The organism is Pseudomonas sp. BN414, from assembly GCF_029871275.1.
GTDB classification, from domain to species: domain Bacteria; phylum Pseudomonadota; class Gammaproteobacteria; order Pseudomonadales; family Pseudomonadaceae; genus Metapseudomonas; species Metapseudomonas resinovorans_C.
In genome coordinates this window covers 126,676-149,549 of sequence record NZ_SSOL01000048.1, presented here as the reverse complement: position 1 = coordinate 149,549, position 22,874 = coordinate 126,676, and the positions used below count along the sequence as shown (strand labels likewise).

General features: G+C 64.1%; 26 protein-coding genes. 12 read left to right on the top strand and 14 right to left on the bottom strand.

Annotation, left to right across the window (positions count from 1 at the left end):
* From E8E95_RS09400 to E8E95_RS09390, 3 genes are all read right to left on the bottom strand, one after another.
* Positions 1–286: transposase (locus E8E95_RS09400; protein WP_280348068.1), on the bottom strand; the 286-nt coding region annotated here is incomplete at its 3' end.
* A gap of 98 nt (positions 287–384) precedes the next feature.
* Positions 385–1,227 carry a CAP domain-containing protein gene (locus tag E8E95_RS09395; RefSeq protein ID WP_280349578.1) on the bottom strand — a complete coding sequence of 281 codons (843 nt, stop codon included), beginning with the start codon at positions 1,225–1,227 and terminating at the stop codon, positions 385–387.
* A 315-nt stretch (positions 1,228–1,542) separates the two neighbouring features.
* The gene (locus E8E95_RS09390) at positions 1,543–3,303 is read right to left on the bottom strand and encodes a diguanylate cyclase (protein WP_280349573.1); all 1,761 of its coding nucleotides are present in this window, start codon (positions 3,301–3,303) and stop codon (positions 1,543–1,545) included.
* Positions 3,304–3,497: 194 nt separating this feature from the next.
* On the opposite strand from E8E95_RS09390, the gene E8E95_RS09385 reads away from it, so the two are divergent.
* A complete protein-coding gene (locus tag E8E95_RS09385) occupies positions 3,498–4,202 on the top strand; it encodes a YebC/PmpR family DNA-binding transcriptional regulator (RefSeq protein ID WP_280349572.1) in 705 nt (234 codons plus the stop codon).
* Positions 4,180–4,431, top strand: a complete 252-nt coding sequence (locus E8E95_RS09380; protein WP_179057590.1) for a hypothetical protein — start codon at positions 4,180–4,182, stop codon at positions 4,429–4,431. The genes E8E95_RS09385 and E8E95_RS09380 overlap by 23 nt, the downstream gene beginning before the upstream one ends.
* A gap of 93 nt (positions 4,432–4,524) precedes the next feature.
* On the opposite strand, the gene E8E95_RS09375 is transcribed toward E8E95_RS09380, so the two are convergent.
* On the bottom strand, positions 4,525–5,424 hold the full coding sequence (locus E8E95_RS09375; RefSeq protein WP_280349571.1) for a DMT family transporter: 900 nt from the start codon (positions 5,422–5,424) through the stop codon (positions 4,525–4,527).
* A gap of 131 nt (positions 5,425–5,555) precedes the next feature.
* On the opposite strand from E8E95_RS09375, the gene E8E95_RS09370 reads away from it, so the two are divergent.
* Positions 5,556–5,993: an Lrp/AsnC family transcriptional regulator gene (locus E8E95_RS09370; protein ID WP_077526422.1), complete on the top strand. Its 438-nt coding sequence runs from the start codon at positions 5,556–5,558 to the stop codon at positions 5,991–5,993.
* A 124-nt stretch (positions 5,994–6,117) separates the two neighbouring features.
* Positions 6,118–7,965, top strand: coding sequence for an ABC transporter ATP-binding protein/permease (locus E8E95_RS09365; protein WP_280349570.1), 1,848 nt, complete (start codon positions 6,118–6,120; stop codon positions 7,963–7,965).
* Between the two features lie 101 nt (positions 7,966–8,066).
* On the opposite strand, the gene E8E95_RS09360 is transcribed toward E8E95_RS09365, so the two are convergent.
* The gene (locus E8E95_RS09360; RefSeq protein WP_077526420.1) at positions 8,067–8,390 is read right to left on the bottom strand and encodes a carboxymuconolactone decarboxylase family protein; all 324 of its coding nucleotides are present in this window, start codon (positions 8,388–8,390) and stop codon (positions 8,067–8,069) included.
* 135 nt (positions 8,391–8,525) lie between these two features.
* On the opposite strand from E8E95_RS09360, the gene E8E95_RS09355 reads away from it, so the two are divergent.
* The gene (locus tag E8E95_RS09355) at positions 8,526–9,290 is read left to right on the top strand and encodes an alpha/beta fold hydrolase (protein ID WP_280349577.1); all 765 of its coding nucleotides are present in this window, start codon (positions 8,526–8,528) and stop codon (positions 9,288–9,290) included.
* Here E8E95_RS09355 and E8E95_RS09350 read toward each other — a convergent pair.
* Entirely contained in the window at positions 9,287–9,601 is a 315-nt protein-coding gene (locus E8E95_RS09350) for a putative quinol monooxygenase (RefSeq protein WP_280349569.1), read from the bottom strand. The two genes, E8E95_RS09355 and E8E95_RS09350, sit on opposite strands and share 4 nt — an antisense overlap.
* 159 nt (positions 9,602–9,760) lie before the next feature.
* Here E8E95_RS09350 and E8E95_RS09345 point away from each other — a divergent pair, with 159 nt between their 5' ends.
* On the top strand, positions 9,761–10,351 hold the full coding sequence (locus tag E8E95_RS09345; protein WP_280349568.1) for an NAD(P)H-dependent oxidoreductase: 591 nt from the start codon (positions 9,761–9,763) through the stop codon (positions 10,349–10,351).
* A gap of 305 nt (positions 10,352–10,656) precedes the next feature.
* Here the strand turns inward: E8E95_RS09345 and E8E95_RS09340 are convergent, their stop codons facing one another.
* From E8E95_RS09340 to E8E95_RS09330, 3 genes are all read right to left on the bottom strand, one after another.
* The gene (locus E8E95_RS09340; RefSeq protein ID WP_280349567.1) at positions 10,657–11,499 is read right to left on the bottom strand and encodes an FHA domain-containing protein; all 843 of its coding nucleotides are present in this window, start codon (positions 11,497–11,499) and stop codon (positions 10,657–10,659) included.
* Positions 11,500–11,574: 75 nt separating this feature from the next.
* Entirely contained in the window at positions 11,575–13,104 is a 1,530-nt protein-coding gene (locus tag E8E95_RS09335) for a serine/threonine-protein kinase (protein WP_280349566.1), read from the bottom strand.
* 2 nt (positions 13,105–13,106) lie between these two features.
* A complete protein-coding gene (locus E8E95_RS09330; protein ID WP_280349565.1) occupies positions 13,107–13,874 on the bottom strand; it encodes a protein phosphatase 2C domain-containing protein in 768 nt (255 codons plus the stop codon).
* 251 nt (positions 13,875–14,125) lie between these two features.
* Between E8E95_RS09330 and E8E95_RS09325 the strand changes: the two genes are divergently transcribed.
* Positions 14,126–14,257 carry a hypothetical protein gene (locus tag E8E95_RS09325; RefSeq protein WP_256873258.1) on the top strand — a complete coding sequence of 44 codons (132 nt, stop codon included), beginning with the start codon at positions 14,126–14,128 and terminating at the stop codon, positions 14,255–14,257.
* Between the two features lie 58 nt (positions 14,258–14,315).
* Here the strand turns inward: E8E95_RS09325 and E8E95_RS09320 are convergent, their stop codons facing one another.
* Together E8E95_RS09320 and E8E95_RS09315 are read right to left on the bottom strand one after the other, a co-directional pair.
* On the bottom strand, positions 14,316–15,188 hold the full coding sequence (locus E8E95_RS09320) for a universal stress protein (protein ID WP_280349564.1): 873 nt from the start codon (positions 15,186–15,188) through the stop codon (positions 14,316–14,318).
* A gap of 215 nt (positions 15,189–15,403) precedes the next feature.
* Positions 15,404–16,162 carry an SDR family oxidoreductase gene (locus tag E8E95_RS09315; protein ID WP_280349563.1) on the bottom strand — a complete coding sequence of 253 codons (759 nt, stop codon included), beginning with the start codon at positions 16,160–16,162 and terminating at the stop codon, positions 15,404–15,406.
* 131 nt (positions 16,163–16,293) lie between these two features.
* Between E8E95_RS09315 and E8E95_RS09310 the strand changes: the two genes are divergently transcribed.
* A complete protein-coding gene (locus tag E8E95_RS09310) occupies positions 16,294–17,208 on the top strand; it encodes a LysR family transcriptional regulator (protein ID WP_280349562.1) in 915 nt (304 codons plus the stop codon).
* Here E8E95_RS09310 and E8E95_RS09305 read toward each other — a convergent pair.
* Complete coding sequence (locus E8E95_RS09305; protein WP_280349561.1) at positions 17,196–18,269, bottom strand: GGDEF domain-containing protein; 1,074 nt, start codon at positions 18,267–18,269, stop codon at positions 17,196–17,198. The two genes, E8E95_RS09310 and E8E95_RS09305, sit on opposite strands and share 13 nt — an antisense overlap.
* Positions 18,270–18,572: 303 nt before the next feature.
* Here E8E95_RS09305 and E8E95_RS09300 point away from each other — a divergent pair, with 303 nt between their 5' ends.
* The 3 genes from E8E95_RS09300 (at position 18,573) to E8E95_RS09290 (ending at position 19,795) form a co-directional block, all read left to right on the top strand.
* Entirely contained in the window at positions 18,573–18,782 is a 210-nt protein-coding gene (locus tag E8E95_RS09300) for a cold-shock protein (protein WP_069082902.1), read from the top strand.
* 92 nt (positions 18,783–18,874) lie between these two features.
* Positions 18,875–19,054, top strand: coding sequence for a hypothetical protein (locus E8E95_RS09295; RefSeq protein WP_280349560.1), 180 nt, complete (start codon positions 18,875–18,877; stop codon positions 19,052–19,054).
* Positions 19,055–19,240: 186 nt separating this feature from the next.
* Entirely contained in the window at positions 19,241–19,795 is a 555-nt protein-coding gene (locus E8E95_RS09290; protein ID WP_280349559.1) for a magnesium transporter, read from the top strand.
* A 61-nt stretch (positions 19,796–19,856) separates the two neighbouring features.
* Here the strand turns inward: E8E95_RS09290 and E8E95_RS09285 are convergent, their stop codons facing one another.
* Positions 19,857–20,780, bottom strand: coding sequence for a LysR substrate-binding domain-containing protein (locus E8E95_RS09285; RefSeq protein ID WP_280349558.1), 924 nt, complete (start codon positions 20,778–20,780; stop codon positions 19,857–19,859).
* A gap of 127 nt (positions 20,781–20,907) precedes the next feature.
* Between E8E95_RS09285 and E8E95_RS09280 the strand changes: the two genes are divergently transcribed.
* Entirely contained in the window at positions 20,908–21,843 is a 936-nt protein-coding gene (locus tag E8E95_RS09280) for a DMT family transporter (protein ID WP_077526401.1), read from the top strand.
* A gap of 34 nt (positions 21,844–21,877) precedes the next feature.
* Here E8E95_RS09280 and E8E95_RS09275 read toward each other — a convergent pair whose 3' ends face one another.
* Positions 21,878–22,792: a c-type cytochrome domain-containing protein gene (locus E8E95_RS09275; protein WP_280349557.1), complete on the bottom strand. Its 915-nt coding sequence runs from the start codon at positions 22,790–22,792 to the stop codon at positions 21,878–21,880.
* Positions 22,793–22,874: the final 82 nt, after the last annotated feature.

Below are 22,874 nucleotides of genomic sequence, written 5' to 3'. Positions count from 1 at the left end.
ACATCAAGAGAGCGGTAGCCTTTTTTAGGATCTCTTTCTCCCGCTCCAGCCGCCGCACCTGGGCCTCCAGCTCCTGGATTCGCCGCTGCTCCGGCGTCATCGCCTTGCCGTGTTCCGGCGTCTTGCCATGGCGCTCCAGGGTCAATTGCTCGACCCAGCGCCGCATGGCAGTTGGGCCTACCCCCATCGCCTTGCAGGCTGCCGGTATGGAATAGCCTTGATCGAGCACCAGACTGGCGGCCTCGAGTTTGAATTCCGGACTGAATGATCTTCTGCTCATGAACACCTCTTGCTTGGGCGCAGCTTAACGCCCTATCGGGGTGTCCAGAATCATTAGGCCACTTCAGCGCATCTCGTCCAGGACTGAAGCGCGGCAAGGGGCGCTTACTGCGCCCCGAACATCGTCGTCCAGTAGATGCCCGCATCGCTCTTCGGGTCGACCGCGTAGGCGGCGCCCAATTCACGGAACTGCGGGTTCATGAGATTGGCGCAGTGGCCGGGGCTGGCCAGCCAGCCATCCACCACCTTGCTGGAGGTGTCCAGGCCGGCGGCGATGTTCTCGCCGATCAGCTGGGCGGAGTAACCGGCCAGCTCGGCGCGGTCGCCGGGGGTGCGGCCGTCGCGGTCCTTGTGGTCGAAGAAGTTCTGGTTCGCCATGGCGCGGGTATGCTCCAGGGCGGCACCGGCCAGGGTGGCATTCCAGGTCAGCGGTGCTGCTGCGGGGAACGACTGGGTACCGCATTGGCGGGCCTGGTTGCGGGCGCTGTTGATCTGCGCCAGCAGTTTCTGCCCTTCCGCCTGCCAGTCACCCAGGCCGCCCGCCAGCAGCGGCCGGGCCAGCACGATGCGCCAGTCCTGCCCCTCGCGGCTCACGCCGACATCGACGAACTGCGGGTCGAGCACCACCTGGCAGAAGCTTTCCTGCAGGGCCTTCATGGCCGCCTGGGCGTCACGCGGGCCGGAGAGGTTGATGGCTTGCACATTCACCAGCGGATAAGCCGTTCGAGAAAGCGCTTGCTGGAGGTCGCCAATACTCCCGGCCGGCAGGATCAGCCGAGGGTCGGCCTTGAGCGGGGGCAACTCCATCGACGCCTGGCCGGCACAAGGCTGCACCTGGCCGCGATAGGTGTTGATGGAATCGACAAGTTGCGTCTCCTCGCTCGCCACCGCGACGCTGGCCACTGCCAGTCCCAGCGACAGCGCGCCAAAGCGCAGAACGGATGACATGACCTCCATGGAAACCTCCCTCAAGCTGATTGCGCTCAATGATGCGCGATTCCGCCCCATCCTGTGCACTCTCCGTGGCAATTTGCGGCGCGCAGGTGAAAGAAAATCCGCCGCACGGCGCTTCACCCTGCAAGACCCTGGATAAGGTTTTGTTATCAGCTACCGCCGTCCGGTTCCCCATTTCCACCCAGTCGCGCGTCAGCGCCGGATCCTGGGCGTGGTCGCTGCCGGGAATTGTCGGGCTGGGGGGACGAATTCAGGAGGCCGGTTTCGGCGGGCAGCCAGGAGCATGGCCGCCGCGTCGACCTGGCTCACTCAATGGCATTCGATGCGATTGCGACCGCCGCGCTTGGCGCGATACAGCGCCATGTCGCTGCGTGACAGGGTGACCTCGGCGCTGGAATCGGTGGGATGGAGGGTGGCGATACCGACGCTGACGGCCAGGGACAGGTGCTCGTCGCCATGGGTCAGTGGTGTGCTGCTCAGTTCCTGCTGGACACGCTGGGCGAAGGTCCTGGCCTCCTCGACTGAAGCATTGCTCAGCGCCACCGCGAACTCTTCGCCGCCCATGCGCCCGGCGGCGTCGGTCCGACGCAGCTGAGCGCAGAGGATTGATGAGAAGTGCCGCAGCGCGAGGTCCCCCACGGAATGGCCCCAGCGATCGTTGATGGCCTTGAAGTGATCAAGGTCGAACATCAGGATTGCCACGCAGTAGCCGGTCGAGCGTTGCACACGTGCCAGTTCGCCCTCGAGCTGCTGCATGAAATGCCGGCGGTTGGACAGCTGGGTCAGCGAGTCGGTGGTGGCGAACACCTGCAGTTCCGCTTCGATCAGCTTGCGCTCGGTGATATCCGTGATGAAGCCGTGCCAGAGCACGCTGCCGTCCGCCAGCGGCCTGGGCCGCGCATCGCCCTGTCGCCAGGACGCGCCGCAACCCGGCAACAGCACCCGGTACTCCAGATGCCAGGGTTTGAGGTCCCGCGCAGACGTCTCGAGGGAGCCGAGGTACAGCGCGAGGTCGTCCGGGTGGATGATCGCGTGCAACGCGTCGGCGCTCTGCTCCAGCCGTTCCGGCGTCAGCCCGTAGATTTCGCGGACGCCGGCGCTGACATAGGAAAAGTACGAGTGTCCATCCAGCCGTCGCCGGTACTGGAAGACCATGCCCGGAATCTCGTTGGTGAGGTCGGTCATCAGCGCGGCAGTCTGCTGCATCTTCTCGGACAGGGCGCGCATGGCTGTGATGTCGGTGGTGGTGCCCACCATGCGCAGCGGTTTCCCGTTCTCATCGCGCTCAACTACCTTGCCGCGACTGCATACCCACTTGTAGCTGCCGTCCCGGCAACGCAGCCGGTGTTCCACTTCGTAGGCTTCGGTGCGCCGCTCGAAATGGGCCTGGATAGTCGCCTGCACGTACGCCAGGTCATCCGGGTGGACGCGGGTGTAACTCTCCTCGATGCGATTGCCGACCTCGTGGTCGGCGTACCCCAGCAGCGCTTTCCAGCCTGTGGAGTAATGGATTTCGCCCGTCACCGTGTTGCGGTCCCAGATGCCGGTTCCGCTTCCGGCAATGGCGGGGGCCAGGCGACGCTCGCTTTCCCGCAGGCGCTCGAGTTCCCGCCGATCCGACTCCTCTCGCGCCAGCACGCCGGCCGCCAGTTCGGCGAGGTCACGCAGCCCCTGCTGCTGGTCGACATCCAGATCGCGGGGCTGGTCGTGCAGCAGGTAGAGCATGCCGATCGGGGCGCCATCCTCCCCGGGCAAGGGGCAGGCGGCGAGAAAGCGCAGACCGGGCAGGGCCTTCACCAGGCCGTGATTGCGCAGGCCCTCGTCCGTGCTGATATCAGGCACCACGAGCAGGGCATCACCTTGGGCGGCGAAGGACGGGAGAAGGTGGCCATCCGGCAACGGGGCTGCCAGTGTCCAGCCGTCGCAGGCACGGACCTGCTGGAGGTCGCTGTCGCCGGTGGTCAGGAGGGCGGCCCTGACATCGAAATGTCGTCTGGCCATGCGGACCAGGCCGTTGAATCGCTCATCTCTGGCGCCTTCCGGCGCGATGGAACTGCTGGGCAACTGCATTCGGACTCCACCTCGCAGGGGCGATTACGCCGCCTGGCGCCTGTTGGCCTGGTGAGATGCAATCTAACCATAATGGCCAATTGGTGCCAGATTCTCCGCAAGGCCTGGCGGGCTGACGAGTTGGCTGGCAGCCTCCCCCGCCGCCCCAGTAGAATCGCCACCCGTTTCCCCAATGAACCAGCGAGAGAGCAGCCATGGGCGCCCAGTGGAAAGCCAAACCCAAAGAAGCCGCCGCCAATGCCCGAGGAAAGATCTTCGGCAAACTGGTGAAAGAGATCATGATCGCCGCGCGTAACGGCGCCGATCCGGACATGAACCCCAAGCTGCGTCTCGCCGTGCACCAGGCCAAGAAGGCCTCCATGCCGAAAGACACGCTGGAGCGCGCCATCAAGAAAGGCGCTGGCCTTTCCGGTGAAGTGGTCAACTACGAGCGCACCCTCTATGAAGGTTTCGCCCCGCACCGCGTGCCGGTGATCGTCGAGTGCCTGACCGATAACGTGAACCGTACCGTGGCTGAAGTGCGCGTGCTGTTCCGCAAGGGCCAGTTGGGCACCTCCGGCTCGGTCTCCTGGGACTTCGACCACCTGGGCATGATCGAGGCGGAACCCGCCAACGCCGATGCCGACGTGGAACTGGCCGCCATCGAGGCCGGTGCCCAGGACTTCGAAGCCGACGACGAAGGCACCGCGCTGTTCTACACCGAACCGACCGACCTGGACGCCGTGTGCAAGGCGCTGCCGGACTTCGGCTTCACCGTGCAGTCGGCCAACCTGGGCTACAAGGCGAAGAACCCGGTCAGCCTGTCCGGTGCCGAACTGGAAGAAGTGGAAGCCTTCCTCGAGGCCCTGGACAACCACGACGACGTGCAGAACGTCTATGTCGGCCTGCAAGCCAACTGATCCCGCGAGCCGCCGGCAGTTCCACGAGGAGCATGCCGGCCAGGCCCGTGACGAAGCGCTGCGCCTCTTGGCGCAGCGCGAAGCCATGGGTCCGCGCTGGCTCGCCTGGGTCGCCACCGAGCTGTATCACCTCAAGCCGTCGGCCTTCGCCAACATGGTGCGCCGTGAACTGGAGCGGCTGAATACGGCGGACCTCCAGTTCGGCCAGGCATCGAAAGAAGTGCATTGAGCACACCGCGCCCGTAGGTTGCGGCTGAGCGCAGCGAAGCCCAACGATGGGGAATGGGACCAATCGTTGGGCCGCGCTTCGCTTGGCGCCAACCTACGATTCGGCCTGTACCGCCCGGCGCAGGCTGAATCCCCAGCCCTGCTGCATGCCCAACGCCGCAACCAGAATCGCCGCCACGCCCGCCCACTGCAGTAGTTCGAGCTGTCGGCCGAAGGCGAACCAGTCGACGAAGATCGCCGCGATCGGGTAGATGAACGACAGCGCGCCGGTCATGGCGGTCGGCAGTTTCTGGATGGCGCCGTAGAGCAGCACGTACATCACGCCGGTGTGGATCACCCCGAGGGTCAGCAGGATCGACCAGGTCTCGGTGCCCTGCGGCAGGCTGGACAGGTTCGCCATGGGCGCCAGCAACAGCACGCCGGTGGTGACCTGGACCAGCGCGATCAGGTGCGGAGGCACCCCGCTCAGCCGCTTGATGATCAGCGCTGCAATCGCATAAAGCAGCGCCGCGCCCAGGGCCAGGGCAATGCCCGCCAGGTAATCGCTGCCACTTTCGCCCTGCCCGCCGTGGGCGCTGACGATGGCCAACATCCCCGCGAATGACACCGCCAGCCATGCCAGCTTCTGCGCGGTGATCTTCTCGCCGAGGAACAGTGCTGCCAGCCCCACCAGCATGAACGGCTGGACGTTGTAGATCGCCGTGCCAATGGAGATGGACGCCCGCGAATAGGAGGCGAACAGCAGTACCCAGTTGCCGACGATGGCCACGCCGCTGAGTACCGCCAGCAGGAAGGTGGCGCGGGTCAGGATGCCGGGGCGCAGGAAGCCCATCGCCGCGCAGATGACCAGCAAGGTCAGTGCGCCGAACAGGCAGCGCCAGAACACCACATCCAGCACCGACTGCCCCGACAGCATCACCAACCAGCCAATGGTGCCGGAGATGAGCATGGCGGCGACCATTTCCAGCGAACCGCGTTGAATCGATTTGTCCATGATGTGGCTCCTCTGCATGGGGCACAGTATGCCGAGCCACATCGGGACGATTCCATGCGAAAGCGAAGGCTTGAATAACGATCTACCTTTACTATCAAGGCACTTTCGTCAATTCACCTAACGAGGCATCCATGACCGACGACATCGACCAGTTGCTGCTTGCCGCACTGATGGAAGACTCCCGCCGCTCCCTCAAGGCCCTTGCGCAAATCAGTGGTCTCTCCTCCCCCAGCGTCGCCGAACGCCTGCGCAAGCTGGAAGAACGCGGCGTGCTCAAGGGCTACACGGTGGACGTGGACCCGAAAGCCTTCGGCTACCAGTTCCAGGCCATCGTGCGCGTCCGACCCCTGCCCGGCCAGTTGCAGGAGGTGGAACGCCGCATCCAGGACATTCCGGAGTTCACCGAGTGCGACAAAGTGACCGGCGAAGACTGCTTCATCGCCCGTCTTTGCGTGCGCTCGATGGAACAACTCGACACCCTGCTGGACCGAATCAACGTCTACGCCGAAACCAACACCGCTATCGTCAAGAAGACTCCGGTGAAACGGCGGCTGCCGCCGATGGCGTGAGGTGCCCGGCTGGGCTCCCCCGATATCGACTGCGCCAATGAGTTGTATCGCCCAGCAAACGTCGCGATGCGTCCGCCGCTGGAGTAAGGTCGCCAGATCTCGATAAACAGAAGGCAGGTGGGCGATGGCAGCCCTGGATAACAACCCGGCACCGCAGGATGCGGCCGACGACAAACAAGACGGCGCGGCCCCCATCGCGCGAAAGACCGGCTCTCGTGGCGATGTCGCCGTGATCACGACGCTGCTGCCCTACCTGCGGCCGTATGTGGGTCGCATCGCCCTGGCCCTGGGGCTGATCGTCGCGGCCAAGCTGGCGAACCTCTACATTCCCATCGCGCTCAAGCAGATCGTCGACCAGCTCAACGTCGAACCCAGCCTGGTGGTACTGCCGGTAGCCCTGCTGGTGGCCTACGGCGCCTCGCGTATCGGCGTCACCCTGTTCACCGAACTGCGCCAGGTGGTGTTCGCCCGGGTGATGGCCCGTGCCTCGCGGCAGATCACCCTGAAGGTGTTCCAGCACCTGCATGGGCTGAGCTTGAAGTTCCACCTCAGCCGTCGCACCGGTGGTGTTGCCCGCGATGTGGAGCGTGGCGGCAGCGCCATTTCCGATCTGCTGGACTGGACCCTCTACACCATCGTCCCGACCCTGCTGGAAGTGCTGCTGGTAACGGCGGTACTGGTCTGGGCCTATGACTGGGGCTTCGCCTTCATCACCCTCGGCACTTTGGTGGCCTACGGCCTGTGGACATTCGCCGTCACCGAATGGCGCACCCGCTTCTACCGCGCATCCGTGGAAGCGGACACCCGCGCCAACGAGCGCGCGGTGGATTCGCTGCTCAACTACGAGACGGTGAAGTACTTCAACAACGAGGCCCACGAGTCGGCGCGCTACGACGAGAACCTGCGCTTCCTGGAGAACGCACGGGTCAAGGCCACCAAGTCCCTGGCGCTGCTCAACCTGGGCCAGACCGCCATTGTCGCCATCGGCGTCACCGCCATGATGTGGCGCGCTGCCGCCGGGGTGGTCGCGGGCGAGCTCACCATCGGCGACCTGGTGCTGGTGAACACCTACCTGCTGCAGCTTTCCGCCCCCCTGTTCATGCTCGGCATGATGTACCGCGAGGTGAAGCAGGCGCTGACCAACATGGAGCGGCTATTCGGCCTGCTGGACGAACGCCAGGACGTGCGGGACGCAGCGGATGCCGTTCCCTTGCAGACCACGCAACCTCGCGTGCGCTTCGAGAACGTGCATTTCGGCTACGACCCACGCCGGGAAATCCTCCACGGCGTGGACTTCGAGATTCCGCCGGGCGGGACGGTGGCAGTGGTCGGCCATTCCGGCTCGGGCAAGTCCACGCTCGCCCGCCTGCTCTATCGTTTCTACGACATCGACTCCGGGCACATCCGCATCGATGGCAAGGACCTGCGCGAGCTGACCCAAGGCTCGGTACGCAGCGCCATCGGCATCGTTCCGCAGGACACCGTGCTGTTCAACGACAGCATCTACTACAACATCAGCTACGGCCGCCCCGGCGCCAGCCGCGAGGAGGTGGAAGCCGCCGCCCGCGCCGCGCACATCCACGACTTCATCCTGCGCCTGCCTGACGGCTACGAGACCCCGGTGGGCGAGCGCGGCCTCAAGCTGTCCGGCGGAGAAAAGCAGCGCGTGGCCATCGCCCGCGCCCTGCTGAAGAATCCGGCCATCCTGATCTTCGACGAAGCCACCTCGGCACTGGACTCCAAATCGGAAAAGGCCATTCAGACTGCCCTGGACCGCATCCAGGTCGGCCGCACCACGCTGGTCATCGCCCACCGCTTGTCCACCGTGATGGATGCCGACCAGATCCTCGTCATCGACGCCGGCCGCGTGCTCGAGAAAGGCACGCACCGCGAGTTGCTGGAAGCCGGTGGCACCTATGCGCAGATGTGGATGCTGCAGCAGCAGGAGCCGGAGGTGAGTCCCTCCCAATAGCCAGCATTTGTAGGAGCGAGGGGGACGCCTAGTTCTTGCTCGCGAACCTTTTGAGCCCGACCTTTCGCGAGCAAGCTCGCTCCTACTTGAAGCCATGCGCCCTACTCCTCACTCTCCAGCACATCGCCCGCCCAGCTCAGGGCGGCGACCACCGTGGGAAAACCGATGGTGCTGGTCAGCGCGAGCAGGGCATGGTGGATATGCGCAGGACTGGCACCGGCCTCCAACGCCCGTCGAGTATGGCTGTGGACAGCCCCTTCGGAATGGCTCGCCGCCGCCGCGGCGAGCTGGATCAATTGCAGGCTGAGTTCATCGAGTGGGCCGGCCTGGCGTACCACGGCGCCGAGGGTCTCCACCGCCTGGAAATACGCCGGATGCTGCTTCTTCAGGTGCTTGTAGGTTTCAAGAGCGTGTTTGCGTTCCATGGGGACACCTCGCGTGGGCATGCCCTTTCAGCTTAGGCAAGCTTGCCTCGACTAAGGTAAATGAACCCGCTCCCCGGCAAAGAGGACATCCACCGTGTTCGAGAGCCGCCTCGCCAACCGCTGTCCGACCTCAGCATGACCCGCAGCCTGATCGGCGTCGCCGTGCTGGCGCTGGCGCTCTACCTGGGAGCAGGCGCACTGCTTTTCGCATTCCAGCGCTCGTTGCTCTATTTTCCGCAGCCCCGCGCCATCGGCGGCCCCGACCGGCTCCTGATGTTGCCGGTGACGGACCAGCAGATCGCCGTCACGGTACGACCGCTGGCCAGCTCCAAGGCGCTCATCTACTTCGGCGGCAATGCCGAGGATGTGTCCCGCAGCCTGCCGGACTTCGCCAAGGCCTTTCCCGATCACGCGCTCTACCTGCTGCATTACCGGGGGTTCGGCGACAGCACCGGCCATCCCACCGAAACCGCCATCCTCGACGATGCCCTGGAGCTGTTCGACAAGGTCAGCGCCCTGCACAGCGAAGTGGCCGTGGTCGGCCGCAGCCTGGGCAGCGGCGTGGCCATTCATCTCGCCAGCCAACGCCAGGTCGCGCGGTTGGTGCTGGTCACGCCCTACAACAGCATCCTCGAACTGGCCCAGCGGCAGTTCCCCATGTTCCCGGTGCGCTGGATGCTTCATGACAAGTACGAGTCCTGGCGCTACGCCCCGGCCATTGCCGTGCCCACCTTGCTGATCGTCGCGGAGCATGACGAGGTGATCCCACGCTGGAGCAGCGAGAAGCTCTTCGCCCAGTTCCGCTCGGGCGTGGCACGACGGGAGGTGATCCCCGGGACCGGCCACAACGACATTGGCGGCCGCCCGGAGTACCTGGAGTTGCTTCGAAGCGGAATCTAGGCCCCGGCGAACGAGGGGCTGAGCATCTGGATTTCACGGACATCGAAGTCCCGCAGCAGGTAATCCATACGGCTTTCATGGAAGCGACGCATGTGCGGGAGCGCGCAGTGGGTCTCGAAGGCAGTGCGGCTTTGCCAGACCTCATAGAAGATGAACAGGCTCGGGTCCTGGGCGTCGCGCAGCATGTGGTACTCGACGCAGCCCTTCTCGGCCCGGCTGGGTTCGACATAGGCGCGGAACAGCGTTTCGAACTCGTCGGTTTTCTCGGGACGGGTGTGGGCATGCAGGATGAAGCCGTAGGGCTGGGTCATGGAATGGCCTCGCAGGTGTAGTGAGTTTTATCAACCCTATCGCAAAGCAGATCCATAAATTCATGACTTTCCCGCAAGTATCAATTGCGCCCCGACCGGTGTTTCCGCGAGGGCGCGACCGGTAGTCTGCCGCCACATCGACTTACGGAGGCTACTGCCATGAAAAAGGTCCTTCTGCTCAACGGCGGCAAGAAATTCGCTCACTCGGACGGCCGCTACAACGCCACCCTGCACGATGCCGCGCTGGCCTTCTTCGACCGCGCAGGCTTCGACGTCAAGGAAACCCAGATCGACGCCGGCTACGACATTGCCGAAGAGGTGCAGAAAATTCTCTGGGCCGACGTGGTGATCTATCAGATGCCCGGCTGGTGGATGGGCGCGCCCTGGACTGTGAAGCGCTATCTGGACGAAGTGTTCACCGAAGGTCACGGCAGCCTCTACGCCAACGACGGCCGCACCCGCTCGGATGCCTCGCAGAAATACGGTAGCGGCGGCCTGATCCACGGCAAGCAGTACATGCTTTCGCTGACCTGGAACGCACCGCAGCAGGCCTTCGACGACCCCACCGACTTCTTCGAGGCCAAGGGTGTGGATGCCGTGTATTTCCCCTTCCACAAGGCCAACCAGTTCCTCGGCATGAGCGCCCTGCCCACCTTCCTCTGCGTGGACGTGATGAAGCAGCCGAATATCGAGGCGGATGTGAAGCGCTACGAAGCGCACCTGGCCGAGGTGTTTGGCACCCAGCAATAGTCCGGACGGGGGCCGCTGCGCAGCGAATGAATTCGCCCCCACAGAGATCTCGTAGGTTGGGTAGAGGAACGAAACCCAACGTTTCGTAGCCGATGCCGGAATCGTTGGGCCTCGCTGCGCTCGGACCAACCTACAAGGCTGCTACGCAGCCCTTGGCGAATGAATTCGCCACCCACAGAGATCTCGTAGGTTGGGTAGAGGAACGAAACCCAACGCTTCGTAGCCGATACCGGAAACGTTGGGCCTCGCTGCGCTCGGACCAACCTACGAGGCTGCTACGCAGCCCTTGGCGAATGAATTCGCCCCTACAGCAGGACTTTTCCGGCATAGGCCGCGGCTGCGGCGATCGCCAGCACCAGCAAGCCGATCAGGACCTTGTTCGGCGATTGGCGCGCGGCTTCCGTGGGCGCGACCTGTTGCTGTGCCGCTGCGCGAAGCGGATTGGCCACAGGCTGGCGTGTCGCCGGGCGAGGCACCGCGGCTTTGGGAATCTGCGCGACGGGCATGAACAGCGTGGCGTCCTCATCCACCGCCTGGGGTGCCGCCACTTTGGGACCGATCACCAGCAGGGTTACCGAACCCATGCGAATCTGGTCACCCGGTTGCAACACGGCGGTGCTGACCTTCTGCTGATTGACGAACACGCCGTTGGCGGACGCCAGGTCCTTGACCTCCAGCACATCGTCCTTGAGGAAGAACTCGCAGTGCCGGCGCGACAGCTCCTGGTCACTGAAGCACAGCTCGCACTTCACCGAGCGCCCGAAGGTCAGGGAGCCGGTGACGTGGTACTTTTGCCCTTCGTTCTCGCCCTTGATCACCTGCAGGAACCAGCGTGCCGAAGCTTGTGCCTTGGGGCGAGCCTTGGCCGGGTCCACCAGCAGGAGTTCAAGCTGGCCGATGCGCACGACGTCATCGGAGCGCAGTTGGAAGCGTGCACCGATGCGCTCGCCATTGACGAAGGTGCCGCCGGGCGTACCGCAATCGCTCAGGTAGTACTGGCCATGGTCCTGGCGGATTTCCGCGTGGAACAGGCTGATCTCCGGTTCGGCCAGAACCAGGCTGTTGCGGCTGTCCTGGCCGATGGTGAAACGCTCGTCCACCAGCCAGATGGGCGCCTGGCGGTTATCCGCGAAGTGAATCCGTAGCATTTGGGGTCCTTGGAGGCAGGGCACACGGCAATGATAGCTATGTGCCTGCAACCCTGACCTTGCTGGAGTTGGCAGTTAATTGAAGAGACGGTTCCAGAACTTCTTGATGGGGTTGCTCTCTTCCTGCTGCCGTGTCTGCTGTTGCGGTCGAGTCTGACGGGTCGCCGCGACCCGCGCGGCCTTGGCCTTGAGTACGCGCTGTTCGTGGACCGCGCGAAGTTCGAGCAGGGTCGGGTTCGATGGCGAAACCTGCAGGCCGGCATCGATGTATTCCAGCGCGAGGGAAAACTCGCGGCGGCCATAAGCCTCCTCGCTGTGCTCGACGAAGCGTTGCGCCACCTTCTCCAGTCCGGCCAACGCCTGTTCGTTGCCCGGTTCCAGGATCAGCGCCTGCTGATAGTGGAACACCGCACTGTCCTGTTCCGGCTGGACCAACTGGTCCTCGGCAAGGCGCTGTTCAGCCAGGGCCAGGATGCGCGCGACCCGCGCGGCAAGCACACGCTGCAAGCCATCACCGGCCTTGGCATTGTCGTTGTCCAGGCGCAGCACTTCATGGAAATAGAAGTCGGCATTGTCGGCTGACGGCTCCATCAGCTTGCCTTCGGCCAGGCGCTGTTCTCCCAGTTCCAGCAGGTCGGCGATCTTCATGCGCAGCACCACGTAGTAGCCGCCGCCGGTGGAGACTGCCAGGAGCATCAGGCCGGCCAGGCCCCAGAGCAGGCCACGGTAGCTACGGCCAGCCGCTGAGCGCTTCGCGGGCGCGTCGAGCTTCACGGCGGGTGCGATGCGGGTGAAATCGAGGTCGAGGTCGCACAGCTCCGTCAGGCTTTCCAACAGCACCCGGCAATCGGCGAAGCGCTCTTCCGGCTCCTTGGCGAGCATGCGATCGATCAGGTGCTGGTAATCGGACAACCCGCGGCGCAGCATGGGCGGGTCCATCTGCACATGGTTGAGCACGGTATCGGCGTAGCTGGCGCCGCGATAAGGGTTCTCCCCCGTCAGCAACTCCAGCAGGATCACGCCCAGGCTGTAGATATCGCTGCGGGCATCCAGCGGCTGGCACTGGGCCTGCTCAGGGCTGCTGTAGGCAGGGCTGCCGACGGCCACGTTGAACTGTGTCAGCTCGGTGTCCAGGTCGAGGTCCTTGGCGATGCCGAAATCAGTCAGCACCGCCGTGCCATCGTCGCGGAAGAGGATGTTGGCCGGTTTGATGTCGCGGTGTATCAGTCCTTTGTCGTGGACCACTGCCAAGGCACTGGCGATCTGCCGGACGATGCGCAGGGCTTCCAGCGGCTCCAGTACGTGGCCCTTGGGGCGGCCGAGGTCGCCACCGGGAAGGAACTCCATGGCGAGATAGGGCCGCCCGTCGGGCAGGCGGTCGATCGCGTGGATGGTGACGATGGACGGATGGTGCAGGGACGCCAGCGTGCGCGCCTCCCTGACGAAGCGGTCGACCAGCGTTTCGTCGTCCAGCCGGTCCAGCACCTTCACCGCGACCTTACGATTGAGGGACTCCTGGGTGGCGAGATAGACCTCGGCCATCCCGCCTTTGCCCAGGCGTCCGTGCACGAGATAGCCGGGAATATCGAGAAGGTTTTCGTTCATGTTCAGGGTCTTCGGGATTTGAGCAGCCGGCTCAGGAACGAATTGGACCTGCTTGCCGGCAAAGAGGTTTCCGGCTGCATCAGGCCGATCACGATGCAGGAGATGTTGTCCCGACCGCCGGCATCACAAGCCTGTTCCAGCAATTGTGCGACCAGGTCGTCGAGGGTTTCCGCGCGGGCGCATTGGGCCTGGATCTGTTCGTCGTCCAGTTCGCCACTCAGGCCGTCGCTGCAGAGCAGCAGCAATTCGCCGGGTGCCAGCCTGCCATGCACGCGCCCGACTTCAAGGTCCTGATGGACCTGGCCGAGGCACTGGGTCACGACATTGCGCCGGGGATGCTTGCGAGCCTGCTGCGGTGTCAGCTCGCCAGCATCTATCAGGGCTTGCACCAGGCTGTGGTCATGGCTGAGGCGCGCGATGCCGGCGGCGCTCACCTGATAGGCGCGGCTGTCGCCGGCCCAGACCACGTCAAATACGGGTCCGTCCAACTTCACTGCAACCAGGGTGGTGCCCATGCCGGAGCCGCCTGCCGCCGCGATGACGGCAGCGTGGGCGAGCTGCACCGCAGCCTCGAGGTCCTGCCCGGCGGCGGTCGCGTCCCGCAGTGTGGAAACCGCCACCGCGCTGGCCACTTCGCCGCGCTGGTGGCCGCCCATGCCGTCCGCCACGGCCCAGAGCCCCAGCTGCGGGGCGCAGAGCAGCGCGTCTTCGTTGTGTTCACGCACGCAGCCGGTGATGGACTGCGCGGCGTATCCCAGTCGTTCGGGCATTGGGCTCTCGGTTGCCGGCCAGCGTTGGTCCCGCATGATGCGGCGGCGGCCGATCGATGTCACCGCCCGGTGGACGAAGTGTTAAGCAGTCGAACATTTGCCCGGCCATGCATTGGTCCGCCAGGCGGCTATGCTGACTTCATCGGTTTCGTAAACCAACAGGCACGTGCAGCCCAGGAGGTGGTAATGGCCATTGAGCGCTTCAAGGCAAGGATGCGCTGATCCATTCACCCTCTTGCGGAGTAACCATCATGAGCAAAGGTCTCGATGCAAAACGCGCGGCGAAGAAAAAGCCGCAAAAGACCCTCCTGGAAAAACGCACGGCCAAGCGCAGCAAGAAAGCCGGTGGTGGCCTGCTCGGCGCCCATGCACCGAATCCTTGATGCTTCCAGCGCAATGAAGACGCCCTCCTGATGGAGGGCGTCGTCGTTTCGGATCCGATCAGGCGGCACGATGGCCGTCGGGCACCGTTTCTTTCTGTAGAGCGGCATCCGCTTTGATGACCAGCAGATCACCCTCCAGCCGATCCAGCACGGCTTCGGCGGTGTTGCCCACCAGCGCCCCAGCCAAGCCCTGACGGGCGACAGTCCCCAGCACGGTCAGTCCGGCCCCGAGTTCATTGGCAATCCGCGGTATCAAGCTGCGGGCAGGGCCTTCGCCAAGATGCAGGCAGTGCTCGGGCAGCTCGAATTCCTCCATGAACCAGCGGCACTGCTCATGGCAATGGCCGGCGATGACCTGATCGAGGGTCTGCTGCGGATCGGCCTGGGGAAGCAGGGTCGGTGAATAGGCGCTCACCACATGCAGGCTGGCGCCGAACAGTCCACTGAGGAAATTGGCGTGCTCCATGACATTGCCCTGCAACGCGACGTGTGCCGCGTCCTGGTGCTCGACATCCATACCGGCGAGCACGGTGCCGCCTTCCCAGACCCGACCACCCCGGATCAGCAGCAGCGGCGTGGGTGCATGGCGCAGCAGGTGCCAGTCATCGGGCGTCATCAGCAGTTGGCTCAGGCGTCCAGCGGGGCGGTGTTGCTTGATCACCAGGTCGCACAACTGGGCACGGCAGGTTTCCAGAATGGCATTGCTCGCGCGCGAGAATTCCACCCGAGCCACCGCCCCCCGTGCATGCACACCCGACCGCAGAAGCCCGACCAGGTACTGGTCGAGCACCCCGGAGGAGCTGTCGCTGGGATCGCACAGCAGCAGGTGGAGCGCGGCGCCGAGCTTCTGGGCGAGTTGCAGTCCCCGCTCGAGGGCCTCGGACTCGGAGTCCAGGGGGATGACAACGAGGATCTTCTTTACCGAACGCATGGCAATCGTCCTCCTGTTGCTGAAACGCCAGTGTGGATTGATCTCTATTGCCGGGGTGGTGGACGAGCGTGCGGCAGCGGGCGCTGTCGTCGTCGCCAAGGTTTAGGAGTATGACCGCCCTCCCTCATCCGGCAAGGCAGGTCATCGCGAGACAAAGTCCGATTGGTAACTGCCCCAAGGCCCGAAAGGAATAATCCCTCAATCGCATTAGCCCCTCAAAGGAACATCCCGCCCGAAGCTTCCACCCGTTGCCCGTTGATCCAGCGACCCGCGTCGGAAAGCAGCATGGCCACTGCCGCGCCAATGTCTTCCGGCAGGCCAACGCGTCCGAGGGCGGTATTGCCGGCGATGAAGGCATTGACCTGGGAATTGTCTCGCACCACGCCGCCGCCGAAATCGGTCTCGATGGCACCGGGGGCCAGCACGTTCACGGAAATGCCGCGCGCACCCAGCTCCTTGGCCTGGTAGCGCGTCAGCACTTCGATGCCGCCTTTCATTGCCGCGTAGGCGGCATAGCCCGGCAGTGCGAAGCGCGCCAGCCCCGTGGAGATGTTCAGGATGCGTCCGCCGTCGGCAATCAGTGGCAGAAGTTTCTGGGTGAGGAAGAACGGCCCCTTGAGCTGCACGTTCACCAGCTGGTCGAACTGCTCCTCGGTGGTTTCGGCGAAGCTGGCATGGATGCCGATCCCCGCGTTGTTCACCAGGAAGTCGAAGTCGTCGCGGCCGAACTCGGCTCTCAGCAGCCGCCCCAGGCTGGCGGCAAAGGCGTCGAAGGTGGCGCTCTTGCTCACGTCCAGCTGAAGCATGGCGGCATGCCCGCCAAGGTCCATGATTTCGCGGCTCAGGGATTCGGCGTCCTCCAGCTTGCTGTGATAGGTACCGATGATGTCGATGCCCTGGGCCGCCAGGTGCTGCGCCATGCTTTTGCCGAGGCCGCGGCTGGCGCCGGTGATGAGTGCGATCTTGCGGGTCATTTGCAGTGCTCCTGGGTGGCAGGTGGTGGATGTGGTGAGGAGCTTATTGTCCGGACAAATACTGATAAATAATCTGTAATCGGAATTACTGATCGCCCATTACGAACAATCCGGAGGGAGGCGCCACACGGATGAACAAGCTGGAGCTACTGAAAACCTTCGTACGGGTCAGCGAGCTGTCAAGTTTCACCCAGGCCGCCGACAGCCTCGGCCTGCCTCGCTCCACAGTCTCCGATCAGATTCAGGCGCTGGAGGAGCTCATCGGCACTCGCCTGCTGCAACGCACCACGCGCAAGGTGCGAGCGACCCAGGACGGCTTGTTGTTGTATGAGCGTAGCCGCGAGTTGCTGGCGCAGATGGACGAACTGGAAGGCCTGTTCCGCGAGGACGCCACCGCCTTGTCCGGCCGTATCCGGGTGGACATGCCCACTGTCCTGGCGCGCAAGGTGGTGATGCCACTCCTGGCCGACTTCACCGATCTGCACTCGGGAATCGAGCTGGAAATCAGCAGTACCGATCGGCGGGTGGACCTGGTGCGTGAGGGCTTCGACCTGGTGCTGCGGGTCGGGCCATTGCTGGACACCTCGCTGGTGGCGCGGCCCCTGGGCGCCTTCCCGGTGGTCAATGTCGCCAGCCGCGCCTACCTCGCCGCCCATGGTGTACCGCGCTCGCTGGAGGACCTGGCGAACCATCGGCTGGTGCACTACGTGTCGGTACTGGGCAGCCGGTCAGCGGGTTTCGAGTACCTGGTCAGCGGCAGGGTGCATTACCTGCCCATGGCCGGCAGCGTGACAGTGAACAATGCCGAGGCTTACAGCGCCGCCTGCCTGGGCGGGCTGGGTCTGATCCAGGTGCCGCTGCACGGTGTGCGCGAACTCCTTGAAAGCGGCGAACTGGTGGCGCTCCTGCCGGAATTCCAGGCGCCGCCACTGGAAGTGACCCTGCTCTATGCGCACCGCCGGCTGCCCCGGCGTGTGCGGGCATTCATGGACTGGCTGGAACAGGTGGTTGAGGGCCAGACCGCGCCCGTCTCTCAGGGAGCGTAGGTACAGCGGTTGCGGCCGTTGTGCTTGGAGTCGTAGAGGGCCTGGTCGGCCTTGATGAGGGCCTGGTTGAGACTGTCGCCGGCATCCAGCCTGCCCAGACCGATGCTGATCGTCACCGGGTGGGCCGCCGGGGCTTCCCGCACCGTTGCCAGGAGTAGTTGCATGCGCCGCTGGACCTCGTCGGGCGTGATGTCCCAGAGGTAGACCCCAAACTCTTCACCACCCAGGCGGGCGAACTCGAAGTCGCCCAGCACCGCGCGAATATTGCCTGCCACCCGTTGCAGCACCTCGTCGCCGATGTCGTGCCCGTAGCTGTCGTTGACCTTCTTGAAGTAGTCGATATCCACCATGGCCAGGTAGCGCATCTGGTCGACAGTGCTTGCCTCCAGGCGGGAGGCGGTACGGGTCATGAAGGCGCGTCGATTGGGGATCTGCGTCAATGCGTCCATATAGGCCTGCTCCATCAACAGCTTGGCCATCAGGTAGTTGTGGAGCTTGCCCTGACGGAGGCGCACGTATGTGTACGAGGTGATCGAGGCGAAAATGAGCACGTAGAACAGGATCAAGGTGCCCTTGAGTTCGAGCACCGGAATGCCGCCGACGAAGGGATTGAGCAATCCCCAGGTCAGCGCCTGCGCGGAAAAGAAGCTGTAGTTGTTGTGCGGCAACACCGAGGCGAAGAAGACCACGCTGGAGGCGGTCAGGGTCAGCCAGAGCGGTTGCAGGTCAAGGGGAATGCCTGCAATTACCAGCCGTGCGCTGACGCAGTAGAGGGTCACGTAGACCAGGTTGAGTACGTAGAAATGCCAGGCCTTGCGAACCAGCGGGACGCACGCGGCCAGAACTACAAGCACGGCCAGCAGCGCAATGGACTTGAACGTGAAGCCCTGCCCGCCCTCGAAGCTCACCACCAGGTCGAAAAGGAACCAGAGCACGATGCCGACACCCAGCACCAGCACGCAGAAGGTGCGCAGGCGCTCGAAGTCGTATTGCTGGAACTCGGCCTTGAGTTCGGTTGTAACGGCCTGGTGCAATAACTGGGATTCGACGGTGCGGAACATAAGGCCCTCCGATGGCGACTCAAGCAGCCTAGTTCAGCCGTGGAAAGGCGATGGAGCGGAAATCGACTGAGCTTGCGTCATTGCGGATGGGTTGCCCGGACGTCCTGATCGGACGGCTGGCGAATAAAAGGTTAGGCATTCCTCAAAAGCACAGGTATTGTGTCGAGCGCTGTGATGCATGTGTCACCGGAAAACGGTCTGTACTTTAGCGGTCCCCTTTTCATCGGTTGCCGATTCTCTGCACTCAGTGACAGGCTGGAACGTTCCAGCCCAGCAATAACTCAGTTTCTAGGAGACATTCCAATGTCCGAGCGCCAAACCGGCACCGTCAAGTGGTTCAACGATGAAAAGGGCTTCGGCTTCATTACCACCGATAACGGTCCCGATCTGTTCGTTCACTACCGTTCTATCCAAAGCGCCGGCTTCAAAAGCCTGAAGGAAGGCCAGAAGGTCTCCTTCATCGCTGTGCAGGGCCAGAAAGGCCTGCAAGCCGACGAAGTGCAAGTGCTGTAAGCACAAGCCGATAAAAGAACCGGCCTTCGGGCCGGTTTTTTTTTCAGTCGTTCCAAATGGCCCACCCCGGCCATCACGTACAGAGAAGTGATATGCGCATCAAGACCTCCCACAGCAGCACCCCCAAAGCGCCGGCCGCCACCACCAGCAGCGAAGCCCTGGAAGCGCAGATTGCCGCCTTCCTGAACAAGGGTGGCGAGATCCAGGAAATCGCCAAGGGCGTCAGCGCCCAGGTCGCGCCGAGCCGCCATATCCGCATCGGCAACAAGTAAGTCCCTCTGGGCGCCCCGGGGCGGACAGGTGCCAGACCTTCCGCCCGGCGTCACCGCTCCGTCCTGCCGATGGGCGGATGCTGCAATGAATCTCGCCCGACTAAACTTCCCCACAGGCCGAATGCGGCCGGAAACCGGGGGTAACGGTCGGATGGGGGCCGGCGTCAGCCAGCTGGGAGGTGTCCCATGCAGCGGTACTACTACATCAGCGACAACCTCAAAGACCTGGAAAGGGTCGAAGACGAGCTCGAAGCCCAGGGCATCGACCACGAGCAGATCCATGTGCTCAGTGATCGCGATGCCGATGTCGAGCATTACCATCTCCACGACGTCTCCTCCGTGATGAAGCGCGACATGGTGCATTCCGGCATGATCGGCGTCGGCATCGGCGTGGCCCTGGCGGCCATGGTGATGCTGGTGGCCTGGTACAGCGGCTGGACCGGCACCGCCGCGGGCTGGATTCCCTTTATCTTCCTTGCCATCGCCCTGTTCGGCTTCAGCGTCTGGGAAGGCAGCCTGTTCGGAATCCAGACGCCCAATGCCGTGGTGAAACGCTTCCAGCGCACGCTGGACGAAGGCAAGCATGTGTTCTTCGTCGACGTGAAACCCACTCAGGAACCGATACTCGCCCGCGTCGTCAGCCACCATCCGATGCTCAGGACCGCCGGCATGGGCCAGGCCACGCCAGACTGGGCCGAGAACCTGCAACACCGCCTGCATCAATTGCGCAAGATGATGTAGCAGCACCTCGCGGCGGCGGATGCAACGCCCAGCGTCATCCGCCGCTTCACACCACTTCCCTTCAGCCCTGATCCGGCACCGTGCTGGCTCGCGCCTCGGCCAGCAGCCAGTCGATCAGGCGACGCACCTTTTCCGGGGGTGGCGACCGGCGGCTCCAAGCCAGCCGATAGGCCCAGGGCGTCGGCAGGCGACACCCCTCGCCGAAGGGCAACACCAGCCGCCCGTTGGCAATGTCGTCGCAGGCCAGGGCCGTTGACCCCAGTGCGAACCCCTGCCCGCTCACCGCTCCCTGGATGGCATGGCCGATCAGGCCGAAACGCATCCCGCCCCTGACCGGCCCCGGCTCGCCGACAAAGGTGGCGAACCAGTCTTCCCAACTGGGCAGATGCAGGTTGGCGGTGTTTTTCCAGTGGGTGTGGATAAGTCGCGCGCCCAGCATGTCCCGCGGCTCGCGTATCGGGCCGAACTGTTCCAGGTACGCCGGACTGCAGACGGGGAAGAACTCTTCGAGAAACAGCAACTCGCTGGCGGGCATGGGGGTTTCGGTGGTGGTGAAGCGGATGGCGAGGGTGGCCTCGCCCCGCTCGAGGTCCACCAGTTGCTCGGTAGCCTCGAGGCTGAGCGTGATGTCCGGGTTGCTGGCGGCGAACTGGTTGAGCCGACGCATCAGCCAATGGCTGGCGATCGACGGCGCACAGGTGATGTGGATGGGGCCCTCGTCCTGGCCACGCAGTTCGTCGGCACCGCGGGTGAGCAGCTCGAAGGCCTGGGTAACGGTGGCGGCCAGGCGATGACCTTTGTCATTGAGCGTGACCGTGTTGCGCGTGCGGTCGAACAGGCTCACGCCCAGCTCGCTCTCTAGCAGGCGGATCTGGCGGCTCACCGCTCCCGGGGTGACGGAAAGCTCCTGGGCGGCCTCGGTGAAATTACGGCTGCGGGCGGCGACCTCGAAGGTGCGCAAGGCGATGAGCGAAGGAAGACGCATGACGGGTTCGCTTTGAGTTCTAGTCAAAGCATGATGACAAATCATCGTTTGAATGCAAGGCGCCCGAGGACCGATCCTGCGCCCATTGGCGGCCTCTGCCGCGCCCCTCTGCCTTGCGAGTCGAACGATGAAACCCTCCCGCCTTCCCCTGGACTGGTTCGCCTGCGGACTGATGTTCGTCCTCTGCATCTGCTGGGGTTTCCAGCAGGTGGCGATCAAGCTGACCATCGACGACGTGCCTTCGATCCTGCAGCTCGCCGTCCGCTCCGGCGGAGCGGCCCTGGTGCTGGGCGCGCTGGTGCTGTGGAAAGAAGGTCGCGGTGCCTTCACCGACGGAACCCTGCTGCCCGGCATCGCCGTCGGCACGCTGTTCGCGCTGGAATTCCTGTTTATCGGCGAGGGGCTCAACCACACTAGCGCCTCGCACCTGTCGGTATTCCTCTATACCGCGCCCATGTTCGCGGCCCTCGGCCTGCACCTGATGCTGCCGGAGGAACGCCTCTCCCCCGTGCAATGGCTCGGTGTCATGGTGGCCTTCGGCGGCATTGCCACCGCTTTCCTCGGCCAGCCCTCCGACGCACCCGGCAATGTACTGCTGGGCGATGCCTATGCCCTGTGCGGCGCCGCAGCCTGGGGTGCCACGACCCTGGTGATCCGTGGTTCGTCGCTGTCCGAGGCCAACCCGGTGAAAACCCTCTTCTACCAGTTGTTCGGCGCCGTCCTGCTGCTGACCGTCGTGGCCTTCAGCACCGGCAAGACCGACATGCAGCTGACCCAGAAGGCAGTCATCAGCCTGGCCTTCCAGGTGGTGGTGATCGCGCTCATCAGCTACCTCGCCTGGTTCTGGCTGCTGCGGCGCTACCTGGCGACCCGTCTGTCGGTGCTGTCCTTCATGACCCCACTGTTCGGCGTGACCTTCGGCGTGCTGGTACTGGGAGAGACGATCGACCTGTCCTTTGCCATCGGCGCCACCCTGGTGCTGGGCGGCATCGTGCTGGTCAGCGGAGCGGAGCTGCTGCGCGGTCGCCGGCAGCGCAAGTTATCGACGCCTTCCGAGGCCTGATCGATCGAGGGCTAACGCAACTGCGAGACGGTGATCAGCGCCGACGGATACGATCGACCAGCACCCGCCCGTCCTGCCCCCAGCGCCCGCGCACTTCCACGACGTCCCCGACGCCGGGCGACTTGTCGATCCGGGTGCCGGGGCCGACCACCAGCTGTAGCGAATCCAGCGTCCAACCTTCCCCCAGCACACCCTGAAGCCGAACCCGCGACCCCACTGGGCTGGGTGCCGGTTGGCCGTTGCTATCGCGAGCACCTTGATCGATCCAGTCGACAATCAACTGGACTTCCTCATCGCTGAGAAAGGGCGGTCCGTCATAGGGCATCTGTGGCTGCGACTGGCCTCGAATACGCCGCACCAGCTCACTGGCACCCGAAGCACCGGGCACCACGCGCACGCGCTCATGGCGATCGAGGATGGCGGCGTAGGAGCTCAGCAGCAGGCCTTCCGGAGCCGAGCCCATCAGGCCGTAGGCGGAATGACATTTGACGCAGCGGCTGGCGAAGATCGGCGCCACATGCTGGTAGGTCACCGGCTGCCCCTCAGATGGGCGCAGTAATGGCGCCGGATTGAGGATGGCATCCGCTGGTCGGTTGCCGGGCTGCAATCCACCGGCTATCCAGTCCTCGACCAGGCCGATCTCGGCATCACTCAGAAAAGGTGGCCCGGTCATCGGCATGCGCGGCTGGCTCTGTCCCTTGAGACGCCGGATCAGCTCGCTGCTCGCCGGATCGCCGCTGACCACCACTTGGCGAATACTGCTGCCCTTGAGCAGTTCCTCCAGGCTTGTCAGGCGTAGACCGAGTGGCGCCCCGTCGCCGGCATGACACATCACGCAGCGCGCCTGGAGGATGGGCTGGATATCGTCGAAGCTCACGTCCTGCGCCAGGACCAAGGCCGGCGCCAGCATCAGCGAGCAGAGTTTGACCAGCCCCGGGACCTTGCCCATTTCGACCTCGACTCAGCATGGGTTGCCTCGCTAAGCCTAGTGAAAACAACCTGCTTTGCGCTGTCGCGCGGAACCCCGCCCC

What these genes read in the sequence shown, in the direction of transcription:
- E8E95_RS09395 (WP_280349578.1), bottom strand. Translation starts at nt 1,227, where the DNA reads ATGTCATCCGTTCTGCGCTTTGGCGCGCTGTCGCTGGGACTGGCAGTG.
- E8E95_RS09390 (WP_280349573.1), bottom strand. Translation starts at nt 3,303, where the DNA reads ATGCAGTTGCCCAGCAGTTCCATCGCGCCGGAAGGCGCCAGAGATGAG.
- E8E95_RS09385 (WP_280349572.1), top strand. Translation starts at nt 3,498, where the DNA reads ATGGGCGCCCAGTGGAAAGCCAAACCCAAAGAAGCCGCCGCCAATGCC.
- E8E95_RS09380 (WP_179057590.1), top strand. Translation starts at nt 4,180, where the DNA reads ATGTCGGCCTGCAAGCCAACTGATCCCGCGAGCCGCCGGCAGTTCCAC.
- E8E95_RS09375 (WP_280349571.1), bottom strand. Translation starts at nt 5,424, where the DNA reads ATGGACAAATCGATTCAACGCGGTTCGCTGGAAATGGTCGCCGCCATG.
- E8E95_RS09370 (WP_077526422.1), top strand. Translation starts at nt 5,556, where the DNA reads ATGACCGACGACATCGACCAGTTGCTGCTTGCCGCACTGATGGAAGAC.
- E8E95_RS09365 (WP_280349570.1), top strand. Translation starts at nt 6,118, where the DNA reads ATGGCAGCCCTGGATAACAACCCGGCACCGCAGGATGCGGCCGACGAC.
- E8E95_RS09360 (WP_077526420.1), bottom strand. Translation starts at nt 8,390, where the DNA reads ATGGAACGCAAACACGCTCTTGAAACCTACAAGCACCTGAAGAAGCAG.
- E8E95_RS09355 (WP_280349577.1), top strand. Translation starts at nt 8,526, where the DNA reads ATGACCCGCAGCCTGATCGGCGTCGCCGTGCTGGCGCTGGCGCTCTAC.
- E8E95_RS09350 (WP_280349569.1), bottom strand. Translation starts at nt 9,601, where the DNA reads ATGACCCAGCCCTACGGCTTCATCCTGCATGCCCACACCCGTCCCGAG.
- E8E95_RS09345 (WP_280349568.1), top strand. Translation starts at nt 9,761, where the DNA reads ATGAAAAAGGTCCTTCTGCTCAACGGCGGCAAGAAATTCGCTCACTCG.
- E8E95_RS09340 (WP_280349567.1), bottom strand. Translation starts at nt 11,499, where the DNA reads ATGCTACGGATTCACTTCGCGGATAACCGCCAGGCGCCCATCTGGCTG.
- E8E95_RS09335 (WP_280349566.1), bottom strand. Translation starts at nt 13,104, where the DNA reads ATGAACGAAAACCTTCTCGATATTCCCGGCTATCTCGTGCACGGACGC.
- E8E95_RS09330 (WP_280349565.1), bottom strand. Translation starts at nt 13,874, where the DNA reads ATGCCCGAACGACTGGGATACGCCGCGCAGTCCATCACCGGCTGCGTG.
- E8E95_RS09325 (WP_256873258.1), top strand. Translation starts at nt 14,126, where the DNA reads ATGAGCAAAGGTCTCGATGCAAAACGCGCGGCGAAGAAAAAGCCGCAA.
- E8E95_RS09320 (WP_280349564.1), bottom strand. Translation starts at nt 15,188, where the DNA reads ATGCGTTCGGTAAAGAAGATCCTCGTTGTCATCCCCCTGGACTCCGAG.
- E8E95_RS09315 (WP_280349563.1), bottom strand. Translation starts at nt 16,162, where the DNA reads ATGACCCGCAAGATCGCACTCATCACCGGCGCCAGCCGCGGCCTCGGC.
- E8E95_RS09310 (WP_280349562.1), top strand. Translation starts at nt 16,294, where the DNA reads ATGAACAAGCTGGAGCTACTGAAAACCTTCGTACGGGTCAGCGAGCTG.
- E8E95_RS09305 (WP_280349561.1), bottom strand. Translation starts at nt 18,269, where the DNA reads ATGTTCCGCACCGTCGAATCCCAGTTATTGCACCAGGCCGTTACAACC.
- E8E95_RS09300 (WP_069082902.1), top strand. Translation starts at nt 18,573, where the DNA reads ATGTCCGAGCGCCAAACCGGCACCGTCAAGTGGTTCAACGATGAAAAG.
- E8E95_RS09295 (WP_280349560.1), top strand. Translation starts at nt 18,875, where the DNA reads ATGCGCATCAAGACCTCCCACAGCAGCACCCCCAAAGCGCCGGCCGCC.
- E8E95_RS09290 (WP_280349559.1), top strand. Translation starts at nt 19,241, where the DNA reads ATGCAGCGGTACTACTACATCAGCGACAACCTCAAAGACCTGGAAAGG.
- E8E95_RS09285 (WP_280349558.1), bottom strand. Translation starts at nt 20,780, where the DNA reads ATGCGTCTTCCTTCGCTCATCGCCTTGCGCACCTTCGAGGTCGCCGCC.
- E8E95_RS09280 (WP_077526401.1), top strand. Translation starts at nt 20,908, where the DNA reads ATGAAACCCTCCCGCCTTCCCCTGGACTGGTTCGCCTGCGGACTGATG.
- E8E95_RS09275 (WP_280349557.1), bottom strand. Translation starts at nt 22,792, where the DNA reads ATGGGCAAGGTCCCGGGGCTGGTCAAACTCTGCTCGCTGATGCTGGCG.